Below are 15,265 nucleotides of genomic sequence, written 5' to 3' on the forward strand. Positions count from 1 at the left end.
CCCACGACCGCGACACTGTGAGGCGCGCCGTCACCGTGCCGGTGCCGCCCAGGCGCGGGCGAAGCGCTCGTGCACGGGGAGCGGGACCTCCCTGGGCTCGTCCGACGGGGCGGACGCGGGCGCGGGACGGGGGGCTTTGGCCGTGGTGAGTTCCTTGCGGACGGTGCGGTGGTGGTCGAGAGTCCAGGCGTTCCAGCGGCGGACGGTGCGGTCGGCCGGGCGGTCGAGGGCGTGCAGTTGGAGATGGAGGGCGGCCGCGTCGCGGCCGACCCCGAGGGCCGTCGCAGCCTCGTCCACCAGGGCCGGGACGCTGAACAGCGGGTTGGTCTCGTACTGGCCGGGTGGGACGGGCGTGGCGGTGGACCGGTCCGCCAGTCGGCGCAGGTCGGCCACCAGAGTCGCGGGGGCCCTCGTCAGCTGGTCGATGAGCACCCGGGCGCCGGTCGCGGCCGGGTCGCCGACCGGGCGCTCGGTGAGCGCCCAAGCAATGGCGGTTGCCGCGGCCCGTACTCCGTCGGCGTCGAGGGGCTCGAGGAGTCGGCCGGTGAGCAGGGCCGTGGCCCAGGCCTCCGGCAGCCCGCGATCCGCGGCCAGCGCCGCGGCGTGGCTGCCGTCGTCGGTGTACGGCCCGGTGCCGAGGAGCCCGGCCCAGGCAGCGGCCATCCGGTCGGCAGCGGCGGTCGGGCCGCCGGGCGCCCACAGTTCGGCCGGGTCCGCAGGCACGGCGGCCGCCAGCACGGTGCGCCGCCCGACCGTGCCGAGGCGTCGCCGGAACTCGTCGTACGCCAGGGAAGTGGCCCGGTCCGCCCTGTACGGCTTGGCGCGGAGCAGTTTGCGGTGCACGTCGTAGTCGGCGCTGCCGGCGAAGCCGTCGAGTGTCAGGGCCGCGATCGGCCGCGGCACTCCGGTCCGCCAACGGAACAGATCCACGGCCTCGTCGGGAATCGGCAGCGGGCCGCGCTCGGCCAGCAGGGCCAGCAGGACGGGAAGCCGGGTGGTGTCGTCGAACGCGATGGTGTGGGTCTCGCATTCCTCGGCGTCGGCGGGCACCGGTTCGGCGGCGCGCTGGAGGAAGGGGGCGAGGCCGCTGCGGACCTGCCCCGAGGCCACCGTGGCGACTGCGCGGAGCGCGGCGATGTGCCGGTCGGGGGCGCGGCCGGTCCGCCATGAGCTGCCGGACTCGGCGAACGGCTGTCGGCTCCACACCTCCAGCAGCGCGGTGAGAGCCTGCCGTTGCCCGTCGGGGGTGGCGCCTGCCGCGGCCCGCCAGGCCACCGCATCGATGCGGCCGACCAGCGCTGCCCACTCGGGCGGAGTGGCGGGCAGCGCGAGCACCCGGACCTCGTCGTCGATCTCGCCGCGCAGGTACCGGCCGTCGGCGGCGACCGCCGTGAGCAGGGCGGGATGCGGCTGCGACGGCTTCTCCTCGTAGGCGCGCAGCTGGGGGAGCAGATCGTGCAGTGCGGGCACGAGTCGGGTGTCGGGCACCGGGTCGGGGAGATCGACCACCGGGCCCGACCGCATGACGGCCACGCGGTGGGACAGCTCCCGTCGGCGGCGCAGCACGTCTGCCGCGAGCCGGACGGCGCGGGCGACGCCGACGCGGATCCGGGGGTCGGTCACACCGGGCAGGGGGTGGGACTCGCCGTCGCAACTGCTGGTCCTCGGGTCCAGCAGCCGGCGTACAGCGGTGTCGGTGACGGCGCGCAGGGCCTGTGAGGACGCCTCGTCGCGGGGGGTGAGGAAGTGCCAGTAGGCAGGCGGCGGCACGGGCCCGGCCTGCTCGCCGAGGGTCGCGCGCACCGGTGACTGATCACGGCTGCCGGGGAAGCCACGGGCCTGCCAGAGCAGCGAGTTGTCCTCGGCGGCGTGGCAGCGAACGGTTGTATCGCCGGCCATGACGCCGTCTTCCCCGCCGAGTGGCAGGGCGAGGATGCCCCAAGGGCGGCGGCCCCAACGCCGGCTGCGGTAAGAGGCGGTACGGCCGTCGATGGACTCCAGCACGAACTCGCGGGGCGACGGCCCGGCATACGGGGTGCGATGGTGGACGCGGCAGCCGGTGAGCCGCCCGTCCTGGCCGAGCGGGGAGTTCACGACCCCTTGCGGCAGCCACGCGAGGATCCGGTGGTCGGCGAAGGGCGCGGTGCCGGGCGGCACTTCGGCGGGCCGGTGGAAGGCGGGCAGGGTGCGTTCGTCCGTGGGGGAGCCCGTGTCCGGGTCGAGACGGGCCCAGCCGTTGCGGCGCTCGCCGAACACCTCGGAGCTCCAGACCTCGCGGCCGTCACTCATCTGGTAGTCGCGATGGCCGATGCCCTCGCGGCCGCCTGCACGAAGGACGCGTTCCCCGTCGCACCGGCCCTCGCCGTCGGAGGTGGCGAACTGGTAGCCGAGGCCGCCCTGGATGCTGCCGCCGTAGGGGCGGAGTCCGTACGTCTCTTCAGGAGCGAAGATCTCGCCGGGCCGGTCGGACCAGTAGGCGCTGTTGCACCAGTTGCCCTCGTGGTCCTCGTTCCAGGCGACGAGGAACTGGCCACCGACCCAGTGAACGGTGTGGCCGCCCGCCGTGGCGGGCAGCTCCAGGGAGTGGTCACCGCGGCGACCGGCGTGGTCGACGGCGATGGCACGCGCGTCCCCGTACACGGTGAGCACAGGCCAGGTGCAGGTGACATGCACGGTCTCGTCGGGGCGGAACTCGGCAAGGGCCTCCTCCAGCGCGGGCCACCCCAGTTCCTCGGGCAGCCCGGCGCGCAGGGCGCGGGCAAGCGGTCCTTGGAGGTCGAGGGCTTCGAGGGCCTCCTCAATGCCGTCCAGGGCGATGGCGGTGGGCCGGTCGAGGAGGTCGCGCAGTTCGTCGACGGCCTCGTCGGCGGCGGCGAGCCCGCCGCCGTGCAGAGCCCCGATCAGCTTCTCGATACGGTTGTGCACCTCGGCGGCGATGCCGGGGTTCTGCGGGAGCCTGCTGATGGCCGTGCCGCCGCCCCTGCGGAGCCCGGCGTGCACGGTGCCCTCCAGCCGGGGCCCGAAAACGGGGTCGGCGGCCAGCGCTTTGAGGTCGCGCTGTGAATGCTCGTCCCAGAACTCGATGCTGATGGCAGGACCTGGGTCCTCGACCGGTATGCCCTCGGCGAGGCACACGTCGAGCAGGTCGGCGTCCAGGTGCGGCCATCGGTAGCGGTCCTCGTGCAGCTTGACCGGAGTGCCGGCCGCACGCAGGAGCGGGGCGAACCGACATACCAGGTCGAACAGTTCGCCCGGCATGGGCTGCCGCGTCACACCGCCGCCGGCGACGGTGCGGTGCGAGTACGCGGCCGAGTAGCGGCGCAGCCATTCGCCGAAACCGCCCTCGGGGACGATCCGTCCGACGGCGGCGGCATCGGCGGCGCCGCATCCGACGAGCAGCCGCAGCCAAGCGGCGGCGTTGTTCTTCGACTCGGGGAACAGGTCGAGCAGGGCGGTGGCCTGGTCGTCGGTCGGCGGGTGCGCGGCGAGCGGTCCGGCGGCCGCCTCGAGCAGCCGGTCCGGAACTGCCTTCCCACGGGCCGCCGCAAGCAACCCGCCCAGCACCCGCGCCTCCTCTTCGACACCGAGGCCGCAGGCGCGGGCAGAATCACGGACACGGCGGCCCAGGTCGGCGGGCAGCGCGCCGGGGGACACCGCCCAGACCGTCAGCATGCGCACGAACTCGCGGTGCGCGTCACCCGGTTCGAGCACACCGGCCAGCCACGGGGAATGTCCGCTGAGTTCGGTGGCGGGCAAGGCGCCGAAGCGTGCGAACAGCAACACGTTCGCCTGCCGCCAATCGGGATCGACGTGCAGTCCGTGGGTGCGTTCGGCCGCGCGTGCCCGGCTGTACGCGCGGGCGGCGGAGCGGGCATGCGTTTCCAGCAGCCAGTGGCCGATGGTGTCCCAGAACCACGGCAGATGCGCAGCCGGCAGTCCACGGGCCACCCGCTCCATGCCGTCCACGAACCGGCCGGGCTTCTCCCACGCCCGCCCCCGGTGCCGGTCCGCCTCTTCGAGCACGGCGCGGGCATCGGGCTCCGCATGCGGGGCCCGGGCGCGTGCCCAGTCGGCATAGGTCTCGGAGATCCGGTGGTTGGCCGGAAGGGGGACGGGAGTACCGGTGCTGCTGGTCATGCCTCCGATCTTGCCAGGCGGACCGTGCCCGGCCGGCAGCAAACACGAGGTCGCTCAGTAGCGTCTCGCCGAGTGGCGACGGCCCGGCGGCGCGGTATCTCAGCGGCCACGGCTGCTTGTTCATGAACCACCAGTTGGTGAGCTGCCCGGCTTCTTCGGCCACGAACAGCGTGGTGTGGAGCACTGCGCCGGCGTGGGCGCTCTGTCCGACGGCCGCTCTGCCGATCGCGGCGGCCCGCGACCTGCTGTTTCCGGACGGGAAAGGCAGTGGCGCGCGATCCGGCCCGCCTGCTGGTGACAGCCAGGCGGGCCGGATCTGTTCCGTTCAGGTGTCAGTCGTCAGCAGCGGATGGGAGACAACGCGAAGTCCTCCACCGTGGGTGTGCTGGGGTTGACTTTCGCCGTGCGGGTCTGGGGCTTCCAGCCGTCCTTGGCCACGATCATCGTCAGCGGATTGTTCCGCCGATCCAGCCAGTGGGCGTACCTGCCCTCGGCGTCGGTGGCGAAGGTCCACGACATCGCCCACGAGTCGACCTGGACCACCGCGCCGGCGAGCGGTGACGCGGCACTCTGACAGTTCCTCGCGGTGACCGTGCCCATCAGCTTGCCCCAGGTCGTCGGAGGCTGCGCCTTCATCGTCACAACCACCGGCTGCACCGAGTACGGCGTGTTCTCCTTGATCGAGACCGACCCGGAGTAGGTGCCGGGCTGGTCGACGCTCGCCGACATTCCGACGGTGACCGTGACCTTCTGCCCCGGGGCCAGCGTGGCTGTCGACTTGTCGATGGTCATCCAGCTGACGTCGGCAGCACCCTCGGCGCAGTCATCAAGACCGGGCAGCACCTCGCTGTCCGGTGTCGCGGTGAAGCCGCCGGACGAGCCGCCCACCTTGTAGAAGCCGCACGCCGCGCCGCCGCGGTAGCGCGGGGTGTTGGCGTTCGGCAGGTTCGACCACGCGTCGGTGGCCGGGTCGTAGGCGAATCCTGCGTTGGTGACCGCTCCGCCCTGCGAACCCCCGACGACCATCAGCTTGCCGCCGGCCACGGCGAACGAGCTGGCCCAGTTGTCGGCCGGAGCGTCCGCGATGGCGGTCCAGGTGCCGGCGCTCGGGTCGAAGGCGTAACCGGCCTTCTGCGAGGCGGTCCCGTCGTTACCACCGGTGCAGTAGATGACGCCTTCGATGCCGCCGCAGGAGGCGAAGGCCACCGACTTCGGATAGTCGGGAAGCGTCTCCCACTTGTCGCTGCCCGGGTCGTACCGGACGACGTCGTTGGACATCGGCGCACAGCCCGAAGTGGTGCAGCCGCCGACGGCGTACAGCATGCCGTCGATGACGGCCTGGCCCGCAGCGGCACGCGGCGCCGGGTTGTCGGCCTCCTTCGTCCAGGTGTCGGCCCCCGGGTCGTACGACCAGGTGGTGCCAGAAGTGCCTCCCGTCGCCCAGCCGCCGGTGGCGATGATCTGTCCTTCCACAACACCCACTGCCATGGCGTTACGTGCTGCGGGAAGGTCGGCGATCGCTGTCCACTTCTGCGCGATCGAATCGTAGACGTAGTTCTTCGCCGTGGACGCCGACCCGTTGCCGCCGGCGATGGAGTACACCTTGTCGTCCAGGTACACCACCCGGTTGTCCATCACGTTGGACGGGTGGTTGGCGATGCCCGTCCAGGGCTCGGCCTGCGGGCCGGCCTTGGCGGGCGGCGCCTTTGGAGACTTGGCATTGACAGCCGCGGCGAACGAGGTCGGAACGTCGAGCCGCTGCTCCGGTGCCCCGTCGGACCCGAGCACCTGCCCGTCGCTCAGCTTGGACCCGTCGGCCCGCAGCAGCTCGAACCCTGCGTCACGCTCCCCGAACTCGACCTCGACCGGAGCCTCGCCGGTGTTGGTCACGGTGAATGTCTTGCCGGTCTTGCCGCCCGGCATCCGGAGCGTCCCCGCCACCTTGTCCGGCTCGACGCTCAGCCGGCCGGCCGCGAGCCGGAAGTTCGTGGCCGTTGCCCAGTCGGCCTGAACGTCGACCGTCTTGCTCTGGCTGACGTAGTTGCCGGCCTTCGCGGTGAACCGCTGGCTGTCCGTCCGTGAGGAGAACATCCAGAAGAACCCGTCCGCCAGAGCGGTGTCGTCCGGCGTCGCCGCGGTGGTGGCCTTCTCCGCCGGCCGGTCGTCGCTCGCGACGGTGGCGCCGTTGACATAGCTGTTGTCGTTCTTGTCGCGGACATGACCCAGTACAAGACCGCCCTCGACGGGCTCGCACGTGATCTCGCTGCCGATCAGCACGTTGTCGACCTGCCACCACCACTCGTACGTCGCCTCGTAGTAGCGGAACCGGACCTGGACCTGCGCCTGGCCGGCCGCCTGCGGGATCGGGATCTCGGTCACCTTCGGTCCGCGGACGTCGGCCGACTGCCGGCGTACATTGGTCCAGGTCTCGCCGTTGTCGAGGCTGAGGTCGACATCGGCGAGGTCGGTGGCCAACCGGTTGTAGTCCTGGTCGAACCGGATCACCGGCGCCGTGACGTCGGTCAGATCGACGACAGGGCTGACGAGCGAGGTGTCCTGCCGCCCGCCGGCGCCGTAGCTGTCGCTGTCGACGATGGCGAAGTTGCCTGTGCCGCCCGTCGTGTTGCCCCTGTTGCCGGGGTCGTTGAACTTCCAGGTCTGACCGTTCCCCACGTGGTCGACCACGGACCAGCCGGCCGGGGCGGTGTCGCCGTCGAAGGTCTGGTACACGCCGTCCGAGCCGTATCTGTATCCCGGCGCCGACGTGCAGTCGTCGACGGACGCAGGGATGGCGACGTTGTGGGTGATGTTGCCCGAGCCGACTTCGACCTCCTTGGTCACCGTCTTGTAGCCCGGGTACTGCGGCTCGACCTTCACGTTGTACGTGGCGCCGGCGGGGAGTTCGAACGTGTACCGGCCATTGGCCGGCGTCGTGTAGTCGGACACCCCCGATGGACCCTCGACGCTCACCTTCGCGTAGAGCGGCCAGCCGTGTCCGGAGCCGTCGGTGACGGTCCCACTGACAGTGACGCTCGGAGCCGCGGTGAGTGCCACGTTCACCGTTGTCGTCTCTTCGGTGGCTATTTCGGCCTGGACCGTCTTCGCCTCATAACCGAACGCGCTCACCGCCGCCTCGTAATCACCGGCCGGCAGCAGGGACGAGTACTTTCCGTCGGCCCCGGTGGTCAGCCGGCGATCCGCCTGTCCGGTCAGGGTGATGGCGGCATTGGCGACCGGGTCACCGGTGGCGGCGTCCGTGACCGTACCAGCCAGGGTGCCGGTGTCGCCGATGGGAGCCGCTTCGAGCAGCGCCAGTGCGTCGAGGCGGCCCTCACCGAAGACGTTGTTGTCGTCCGCGGTGCCGCCGCACTGGCTGTCCGCCCGGTCGATCGCCGAGTTGTTCAGCAGTGCGCGGGTCGCCTCGACGTCACCGGCCAGCGCCGGCGCCGCCGACCACAGCAGAGCGATCACGCCCGCGAGGTGCGGCGTCGCCATCGATGTACCGTTGAAACTGGCGTAGCCGCTGTTTCGGATACTCGACCGGACGTTCACACCGGGCGCCGAGATGTTCGGCTTGATCTCACCGTTCTGCCCGGTCCCACGGCCCGAGAAGCTGCCGGGGTTGTTGCTGACGTCGTAGGCGCCGACCGAGTAGTTGCTGACCAGACTGCCGGGAGAGCCGCTGGTCTGGCACCCCGGGCCGCTGTTGCCGTTGGCGAAGGCCCCGAAGATGCCCGACGCGGTCCAGGCCAGCGTCACGTCCTCCATGAACGGGTCGTTGGACGGCAGTTGCGAGCCCCACGAGTTGTTGATGATGTTCGGCCGCTTGCTGACGTCAGGGTTCTGACCGTTCAGATCCCGGGGCTCGAGCATCCACTCGCCCGAAGCGATCAGTGCGGCGTCGGAGGGGCAGCAGCCGTTCGCCGCGATCCACTTGACGCCCGGTGCGACGCCTATGTGGTTGTCCCCGTCGGCACCCGCCATCGTGCCCATGGTGTGCGTGCCGTGGTTGTTGTTGTCGCAGGGTGCGCCGTCGCAGGTCCCTGCCGCGTCGTACCAGTTGTAGTTGTGGTTGAACGTGCCGTTGCCGTTGTTGCCACGGTAGGAATCCACCAGGGCCGGGTGGTCGAACTGGACGCCGGTGTCGATGTTCGCCACCGTGATGCCCTCGCCCTTGACGCCGAACTGGGACCAGACGTCATCGGCGTTGATGTTCGCGATGCCCCACTCCAGGGAGTTCACCGTCTTCTCTTGGGTGCCCTTGGTGACTTCCGGCGCCTTGTACGCGATCGGGGCGTAGAGCGCCTCGACCTCGGCGTGGCCGGCGAACTTCTGGGCCATCTTCAGAGAGCCACTGCTGACCTTGATGGCGTTGCTCGCCCAGAAGGTCCGGTACTTCGCGCCCGCGTGATCGAGTTCGGCCCTTACCTTGGCCTGGCTGTCGGCGGCGGTCCCTTTCAGCGCGTCCACCACCGCTTTGCCGCGCTTGGACCAGTCCTTGTGTGAACTGGCCGGCTTCAGATCCGCTCGGTCCTTGAAGCGGATCCAGAAGTCGCCTTCGCTCTTCTTCTCGAACTTCTTCGCGAGCTCCGGGCGAATCTTGTCCCCGGCGACCGCCTCTGTCATCGAGTCCGCCGGCGCGCCCTGTGCGGGGGAACCGGCCAGGGCTAAGCCTGACGCGGCGATGGCCATCGTCACGACGGCGCTCATCAGGGAGCTGACGATGCGTCTCTTGCCTGGACGTCTCAACTCGGTTCTGCCTTCCTCCGGACGACCTATGGCCGGATGAGCCACGGGTGAAGGGTGCAGGAGCTGCTTCCAGTTCAGGGGAAACCGGAACGGATGTCCCCTGCCCCCCAGGCGCCGCACGGGTCACGCACGTTGCCTGGCTGGAGCGTACGCAGCGGAGCGGTCGTATTGATAGGTACACGACATGTATTTTTGTTGATAGAGGGTTTTATGTGTAAACAGGCATGTAGGACGTGCCGCATGAGGCCGGAAAGAGCCGTCGCGGCGGCTCTGCGCAGGCGGAACTCCGGTCGTGGGAAGTGCCACCAGGCGGGCAGCGGCCGCAGGCGCGTGGCGTGCCTCTACGGTGGGTCACCGCGCAGCCCGAGCGTGAGCCGCGGCCACTGGTCTTGACCGGTCTGGCCCCGGCTGCCCGCCCCGGCTGCCCGCCCCGGCGCCGGCGTCGAGGGGGCCCAGACCCCACGTCCAGGTGTGCGCCCTGCCCGCGGCCGGATGGGCTCCGGGATCTGCCACAGATGGGTATCGCGCCCGATGGGCTTCACGCGGCGCATCGGCCACGGTGGAGCCATGACACACCGACCGTGACCCCCGGCCATCACCCCGAGCCGGGCCTTGCCCCACCAGGCCCTTTCCCGTACCCCCTGCTCAGAGAAGGACGCACCATGTCGCTCGACACGCCCCGGATCGAAGCTCGTCCCGAGCGTCTGACGGCGCACGAAGCCCGCCGGCGCCTCGAACACGAACGCAACGCCCGGCTGACCCAACTGCAGGCCGTCGGTGAGGCCCGACAGGGCGCGGAGGAGATGATGTCGGCGCAGAAGGAGACCCTCGAGCGCGTCCTCAAGGAGATCGAGGCCGCGTTCACCCGCGTCGAGGACGGCAGCTACGGAATCTGCCTGGGCTGCTCCAAGACGATCCCGGTCGAGCGACTGGAGATCCTGCCCTACACACGGTTCTGCGTCCCCTGCCGGTGCACCACGGCGTGACCGCCCTGCCCATCCCCTGTTCCCGCCCTGCCCAAGGGGTGAAGTGATGAACCACCAGATCGTCGCGGAACGCAACACGATGTCGGCCGAGGACCTCGCCGCACTCCGCGCGAATCTGCACGAGCAGCGCCTGTTCCGCCAGGAGCAGCTGCAGCAGATCACGGACGCCGCCACGAATCGCACGCAGGCGCTGCTCGACCGGCGGGCCGCCTCCCAGATCGAGGTCCGCGTCAAGCTCGCCGCCTCCGCCCGCATGGTCCTCGCCGACGTCGAAGCAGCCCTCACGCGCATGGACCAGGGCCGCTACGGCGGCTGCCACCTGTGCCGCAGGCCCATCGCCCGCGAGCGGTTGATGATCGTGCCGCAAGCCCGCTACTGCACCCGCTGCCAGCAGGTGAGGGAGGCCGACCGGTGACCACCACACCCCGCACCCGTGCGGTGACCACCCGGCACCGGCCCTGGCCCTTGTACCGCCAGTGCTCCGGCATCGCCATCGACCTGGGCAGCGCCCGCACCCGGGCCTGGATATCCGGCCGACGAAGCATCCTGGACGTGCCCACGGTGACCTTCCCCGGTGACGGCGCCATCCACCCCATCCAGCGCGGCACCATCGTCGACACCCCCGGAACCGCCCGGATGCTCGAGCGACTGCTCGGCCACCGCCTGCCCCGCTTCGGCCGCCGCCTGATCGTTCTGACTGCCCCCGTCCTCGGAGGAGTCGCCTTCAGGACCGAGGCCCGCACCGCGGTCGAGGTCCTGCGGCCGTACAGCGTGCTGACCATCCCCACCGCGCGAGCCGTGGCCGTGGCCGCGGGCGCCGACCTGACCCGTCCCCTGCTCGTCGTGGACATCGGCGCCCACCTCACCGAGGTCACCCTCCTCACCGACGGTGCAGTGACCGACGCCCGCCACACCGCTCTCGGCATCAGCGACCTGGAGAGCCGCACCCCACCTGCGCAGATCACCGACGCAATTGTCGTGATGGTGACCGCGATGCTGGAACAGGACTCCACTTCCCAGACGCTCGACGCCCTGCGGGCAGGCGCACTCCTCGCCGGCGGGGGCGCTCTGCGCCCCGACATCACCTACCACCTCACCCGTCAACTGCGCGCCCCTGTCGCGCCCGTGCCCGCGCCCCACACCGCCGCGGTCCGCGGCGCCGCCAGACTGCTCGAGGCCGCGCGCACCCACCCCTCGACCACCGGAAACCCCGCCGCACACCCCCAGTGACGCCGCCCCCGTCCCCACCTCAGCCCTTCCACATGCTGCCACCCCCGGACCCGGAAGGAGAGACACCATGGCCCGCGGGAACCGCCCGGCTCAGCCACCCCCCGAAGAGCTCCCGCGCGTCCTGCTCTGGCGATGGCGCCGCAACCCACTGCGCCGCCGCTCCGACCTTACGCAGGCGTGGATCGCGCTCGGCCTGTTCCTGGCCGTCCTTGCCACCACACCCGCCGTCGTGCTCCTGGTGGGCGACGGCGCCTACCGCCACTTCCAGCAGACAGCCCGTCACGAAGCCGGCACACGGCACGACACCACCGCCGTCCTCGTCCACGACGTCCCCCGCCACCCCGAGCCGGGGTCGGACGAAGCGAAGGGGACCCTGTATCCGGTCACCGTCCGCTTCACCGATCCCCACGGGCAACCCCGCACCGCAAAGACCGACGTCGAACCCGGCCTGCACGCCGGCGACACCGTCCGCGTATGGGTCAGCGACGAAGGCAAAGTCACCGACCCGCCCCTCACCCCAGAACGGGTCCGCAGCCACACCCTGGGCTGCGCTCTCCTTGCCGCCGTCGCTGTCCCTCTCATCGGCGCTGCATGTTACGGCTACGTCGGCCGCAGGCTGGAGCGGCGCAATCTCGCCGAATGGGACTCGGCTTGGGCCCGCACCGCTCCCCGGTGGACGACCTTCACATGACACCTGAGACGCGGCCTTCTGCGACGTCGGTGGTCAGGAACGTCGCGCCTCGCCTACGACCAGCCCCTTCGAGACGGGCTCCGGCGCTGACGCGGCCGGGGAGATCGCCTGGGACATCTCAGAGGACTCCACGATCGTGCGCACGGATCACCCCGTCGGGACGTCCCCGGACCGAGATCCACGCGGACCCTGGGTAGGCGACCCGCTCGTCGGCTGTGATCAGGCCAGTGGTATTCATGCAGCGTGAAGACCGCGAGAGACGCCGGTGGCCTCCCCTTTGACGCCGTCTTGTGTGACGTCGACGGGGTGATCCGTTTTTATGACACCGCCGAGGTGACGCGTCTGGAGGAAGCAGCGGGTCTGCCGGCGGGCATCACGGCGGCTGTCGGATTCGCGCCGGAGAACGACCTGCCGCTGCTGCTCGGGCAGATCACCAGGGATCAGTGGGCGCAGTCGATCACCCAGGACCTCAGCTCCCATGTGTCGTTGAGTGACGCTCACGCGCTGGCCAAGGCGTTCACCGAGGCCGGCTTCTGGGCGGATGAAGCTGTCGTGGCCCTTCTCCGTCAGGTCCGGGAGCATTGCCCGGTCGTCCTTGTCACGAACGCGACTGTGTGGCTCGACGAGGACCTTGCGGCGCTCGGGCTGGCTGATCTCGCGGACAGCGTCGTCAACAGCTCTCTCGTCGGTGTCGCCAAGCCGGACCGTCGCATCTATGAGATAGCGGCAGAGCAGGCCGGCGCCCGCGTCGGCCGGTGCCTTTTCGTGGACGACCGGGAGGAGAACATCGACGCGGCACATGACCTGGGGATGACCACGGTGCTGTATCGCGCTGTCGGGGACCTGCGGGAGGCTGTGGCTCTGATCGTTCAATGACAAGGTGTCCGCTCGAAGTTCACCATGACGCTTTCGTGAAGCCAACCTGCCTGCCGCCCGGACTCATTGATCCTTGGAAACAGGACTCCCGCCATGACCAACGCCCTTAGACGTCTCGTCGAGATCGCACCAGCGCCGAGCGAGCCTCGCCAGAAAGACTGGGGCGAGGTCGAGCGCAGCCTTGGCGTGGAGCTTCCCGTTGACTACAAGGAACTCATCCACGTCTATGGAGGCAGTAACTGGGACGACTATGTGTACGTCCTGGAGCCCGGCTGCTCCAACGAGAACTACGACCTCATCGAATGGGCAGAGCGCCAGGCCGAAGGCCTGGCAGGCCTCTGGGAATTCGAGAAGAAGCCGGCGGAACTGGAGGTCGAGGGGTCCCGGGTCATCCCATGGGCGACCACGGACAACGGAGAATGCCTCTACTGGCTTGTTCGGCCAAGTCTTGAGCCGGACCGATGGACCGTCATGGTGAACGAGGCGCGCGGCGGCCGATGGGAGCATTTCCCCGTATCCTGCACGCAATTCCTCGCGTCCACCCTTTATGGAGAGCTGCAGTCGGACATCCTCTCGTCCTTGTTCCCGCGCGCTGCACATGAATTCCGCCGGCTCGGTGCGGTATGACGACGCGGCACTCTGTCGGCCCCAGGGCTTCGGCGTAGTCGGACGACGTCCGATTGCTGACGCTGCGTCGGGTGGGAGTGGGGTGGGGTCTAACTACAAGCCAGGCCCCCGAGTGCGCAGCACCCCAAGAGATACGTCACCGTGCGTCGCGTAGCCGAAGAAGGTACGCCGCAGTCAGCGCAACGGCACGGTCCTCGTCATGCGACAGCTCCACAAGGGCACGTGACGCCTTCGCCCCCGGGACGCCGGCCAGCGCCTGAGTCAGTCGTCCGCGTGCAGGCGCTTCAGTGGTGTCGTGGGCGAGGCGGTCGACGAGCCCGCTTGCGATCTGATCCGCCATCGCGGCGCCGCTCGCCAGCACGCTCAGTGCATCGGCTGCATCGATGTCGTTCTTTCCTTCCACGATCATGTCGATGAGCGTCGGGACCGCCTCGGCCACTCCACGTGTCCCGAGCGCCAGGGCCGCATACCCGCGGACCACGACGTCGGGGTTCGCGAGGGCCTGCCGCAGCAGCGCGGTAGCCTCTCCGCCGGGCATCTCGGCGAGGCACTGAACGGCACGTTCCCGCACCGCGGCCACCGGTGAACCGAGGCCCTCCGCCAGCAGCGCCGGGCCGCCGTCGCCCGATCTCGCCAGCGCCCATCGCAGGGCTCCGGCGACGTTCGGCTCCGTCTCGCTCAGCGCCGCCTCGACCAGGGCCTCCAACGGCACCGGAACCTCGTCGACCGAGGAAAGGGCCGCGCGCTGACGCACGTCGGCGCTCTTCGAGCCCAGTGCCTGAAGGAGCGCAACGACCTGGAGGGCGTCCTCCCAGCCGGCGGGATTCGCGGCATCGATCCGGCGCAGCCGCCTCAGCAGCTCGGTCTCGGCCGCGATGCGTTCGCGTGTCTGACCGATGAGGTCGCCGACGAGCGCCGACGGCGTGAAGCCGGGATCGTCCAGCGCGCGCCCGATCTCACGCAGCGACAGCCCGAGCGACCGCAGGCTCTCGATATGGAAGACCCGCCGGATGTCCTCCCTGGAGTACTCCCGATAACCGGAGCCCGTACGACCGGAAGGCCGTACCAGGCCCAGCGACTCGTAATGCCGGAGCATGCGGGCACTGACCCCGGACCGTCGCGCCACCTCACCGATCAACACGTCCTATTCTCCCTCCTGCCTCCTGGCCGGACCCGCCGAGGGCCACGACGCGCTTCGCCTCCTCGATCGCGAACTCGAATCCGGCGTCCGGGTCGCGCAGCAGCCGTTGTGTGGCAAGCGCGTGCGCGCGCACGCGCGGATCAGGGGCCGCCGTCGCAGTACGCAGAGCCGGCACAACTGCTTCACCCAGCGCGACCAGTGCCCGGCTGAGACTCAGCTGCGTCTCCCGCTGACCGCGTCCGAGCTGCGTCGCCAGCACAGCGGCCGAGGCGGACTCCTCGCCTTCCGGCACGAGCACGACCGCAGCCCGCCAGGCACTCCGTGCCACGTCGTCGTCGGCGTCGGACAACAGCGCCCGTGTGATCGCCGGCCATGCCTGCCGGTCCCCGATCTTGGACAGCGTATGCAGCGCCTGGCTCCGTGCCTGCGCCCGCTCCGAGCGGACTTGGCGGGCCAGCTCGGGGAGCGTCATGGACACCGGGTGGCGGGTGAGCGCCCAGGTCAGCATGTCGCGGACGAAGAAGTCGGGCTCGACCGCGCATCGCTCGATGAGCTTGTCGACGAAGCGCGGGTCAGGCGCCGTGCCGACCGCCAGAGCAGCCCGCAGCCGCACGGACGAACGGCCGTCCTCCAGCCCCTGGAGCGCTCGTGTCGCATCCGTGTGCCGTCTCGTGATCGTCATCTGGATCACCTCCTGGCGAGCAGTGAAGACCCTGTCACCGTGTCAAGGTCAAACTGCGCCAGCCGCGCGATCACCAGCAGGACGTGACGTCGGTGAAAGCGACGTCACCCCGGCCGTGGCCACCATCAACGGCCGCAGCCTCCGGG

The 15,265-nt window shown here is 70.2% G+C and carries 10 protein-coding genes; 6 read left to right on the top strand and 4 right to left on the bottom strand.

Going from position 1 to position 15,265, the window contains the following annotated elements; genetic code table 11:
* Window positions 1-30: 30 nt before the first annotated feature.
* Both ABZ070_RS00755 and ABZ070_RS00760 read right to left on the bottom strand, forming a co-directional pair.
* Complete coding sequence (locus tag ABZ070_RS00755) at window positions 31-4,137, bottom strand: hypothetical protein (protein WP_356628406.1); 4,107 nt, start codon at window positions 4,135-4,137, stop codon at window positions 31-33.
* Between the two features lie 339 nt (window positions 4,138-4,476).
* Window positions 4,477-8,847: a S8 family serine peptidase gene (locus tag ABZ070_RS00760; RefSeq protein ID WP_356628408.1), complete on the bottom strand. Its 4,371-nt coding sequence runs from the start codon at window positions 8,845-8,847 to the stop codon at window positions 4,477-4,479.
* 701 nt (window positions 8,848-9,548) lie between these two features.
* Between ABZ070_RS00760 and ABZ070_RS00765 the strand changes: the two genes are divergently transcribed.
* The 6 genes from ABZ070_RS00765 to ABZ070_RS00790 all read left to right on the top strand — a co-directional run bounded on the left by ABZ070_RS00765 (window position 9,549) and on the right by ABZ070_RS00790 (window position 13,296).
* A complete protein-coding gene (locus ABZ070_RS00765) occupies window positions 9,549-9,872 on the top strand; it encodes a TraR/DksA C4-type zinc finger protein (RefSeq protein ID WP_356628410.1) in 324 nt (107 codons plus the stop codon).
* Window positions 9,873-9,918: 46 nt separating this feature from the next.
* Window positions 9,919-10,287, top strand: coding sequence for a TraR/DksA C4-type zinc finger protein (locus ABZ070_RS00770; protein ID WP_356628412.1), 369 nt, complete (start codon window positions 9,919-9,921; stop codon window positions 10,285-10,287).
* The gene (locus ABZ070_RS00775) at window positions 10,284-11,102 is read left to right on the top strand and encodes a hypothetical protein (protein WP_356628414.1); all 819 of its coding nucleotides are present in this window, start codon (window positions 10,284-10,286) and stop codon (window positions 11,100-11,102) included. The genes ABZ070_RS00770 and ABZ070_RS00775 overlap by 4 nt, the downstream gene beginning before the upstream one ends.
* Window positions 11,103-11,169: 67 nt before the next feature.
* Window positions 11,170-11,793 carry a hypothetical protein gene (locus ABZ070_RS00780; protein ID WP_356628416.1) on the top strand — a complete coding sequence of 208 codons (624 nt, stop codon included), beginning with the start codon at window positions 11,170-11,172 and terminating at the stop codon, window positions 11,791-11,793.
* Between the two features lie 243 nt (window positions 11,794-12,036).
* Window positions 12,037-12,669, top strand: a complete 633-nt coding sequence (locus tag ABZ070_RS00785; RefSeq protein ID WP_356628418.1) for an HAD-IA family hydrolase — start codon at window positions 12,037-12,039, stop codon at window positions 12,667-12,669.
* Between the two features lie 93 nt (window positions 12,670-12,762).
* The gene (locus tag ABZ070_RS00790; protein ID WP_356628420.1) at window positions 12,763-13,296 is read left to right on the top strand and encodes an SMI1/KNR4 family protein; all 534 of its coding nucleotides are present in this window, start codon (window positions 12,763-12,765) and stop codon (window positions 13,294-13,296) included.
* Window positions 13,297-13,432: 136 nt separating this feature from the next.
* On the opposite strand, the gene ABZ070_RS00795 is transcribed toward ABZ070_RS00790, so the two are convergent.
* Both ABZ070_RS00795 and ABZ070_RS00800 read right to left on the bottom strand, forming a co-directional pair.
* A complete protein-coding gene (locus ABZ070_RS00795) occupies window positions 13,433-14,437 on the bottom strand; it encodes a MerR family transcriptional regulator (RefSeq protein ID WP_356628422.1) in 1,005 nt (334 codons plus the stop codon).
* The gene (locus ABZ070_RS00800) at window positions 14,424-15,119 is read right to left on the bottom strand and encodes a HEAT repeat domain-containing protein (RefSeq protein WP_356628424.1); all 696 of its coding nucleotides are present in this window, start codon (window positions 15,117-15,119) and stop codon (window positions 14,424-14,426) included. The genes ABZ070_RS00795 and ABZ070_RS00800 overlap by 14 nt, the downstream gene beginning before the upstream one ends.
* Between the last annotated feature and the right edge of the window lie 146 nt (window positions 15,120-15,265).

It is taken from the genome of Streptomyces sp. NPDC006283 (assembly GCF_040613325.1).
Taxonomy (GTDB): domain Bacteria; phylum Actinomycetota; class Actinomycetes; order Streptomycetales; family Streptomycetaceae; genus Streptomyces.

What these genes read in the sequence shown, in the direction of transcription:
- ABZ070_RS00755 (WP_356628406.1), bottom strand. Translation starts at nt 4,137, where the DNA reads ATGACCAGCAGCACCGGTACTCCCGTCCCCCTTCCGGCCAACCACCGG.
- ABZ070_RS00760 (WP_356628408.1), bottom strand. Translation starts at nt 8,847, where the DNA reads ATGAGCGCCGTCGTGACGATGGCCATCGCCGCGTCAGGCTTAGCCCTG.
- ABZ070_RS00765 (WP_356628410.1), top strand. Translation starts at nt 9,549, where the DNA reads ATGTCGCTCGACACGCCCCGGATCGAAGCTCGTCCCGAGCGTCTGACG.
- ABZ070_RS00770 (WP_356628412.1), top strand. Translation starts at nt 9,919, where the DNA reads ATGAACCACCAGATCGTCGCGGAACGCAACACGATGTCGGCCGAGGAC.
- ABZ070_RS00780 (WP_356628416.1), top strand. Translation starts at nt 11,170, where the DNA reads ATGGCCCGCGGGAACCGCCCGGCTCAGCCACCCCCCGAAGAGCTCCCG.
- ABZ070_RS00790 (WP_356628420.1), top strand. Translation starts at nt 12,763, where the DNA reads ATGACCAACGCCCTTAGACGTCTCGTCGAGATCGCACCAGCGCCGAGC.
- ABZ070_RS00800 (WP_356628424.1), bottom strand. Translation starts at nt 15,119, where the DNA reads ATGACGATCACGAGACGGCACACGGATGCGACACGAGCGCTCCAGGGG.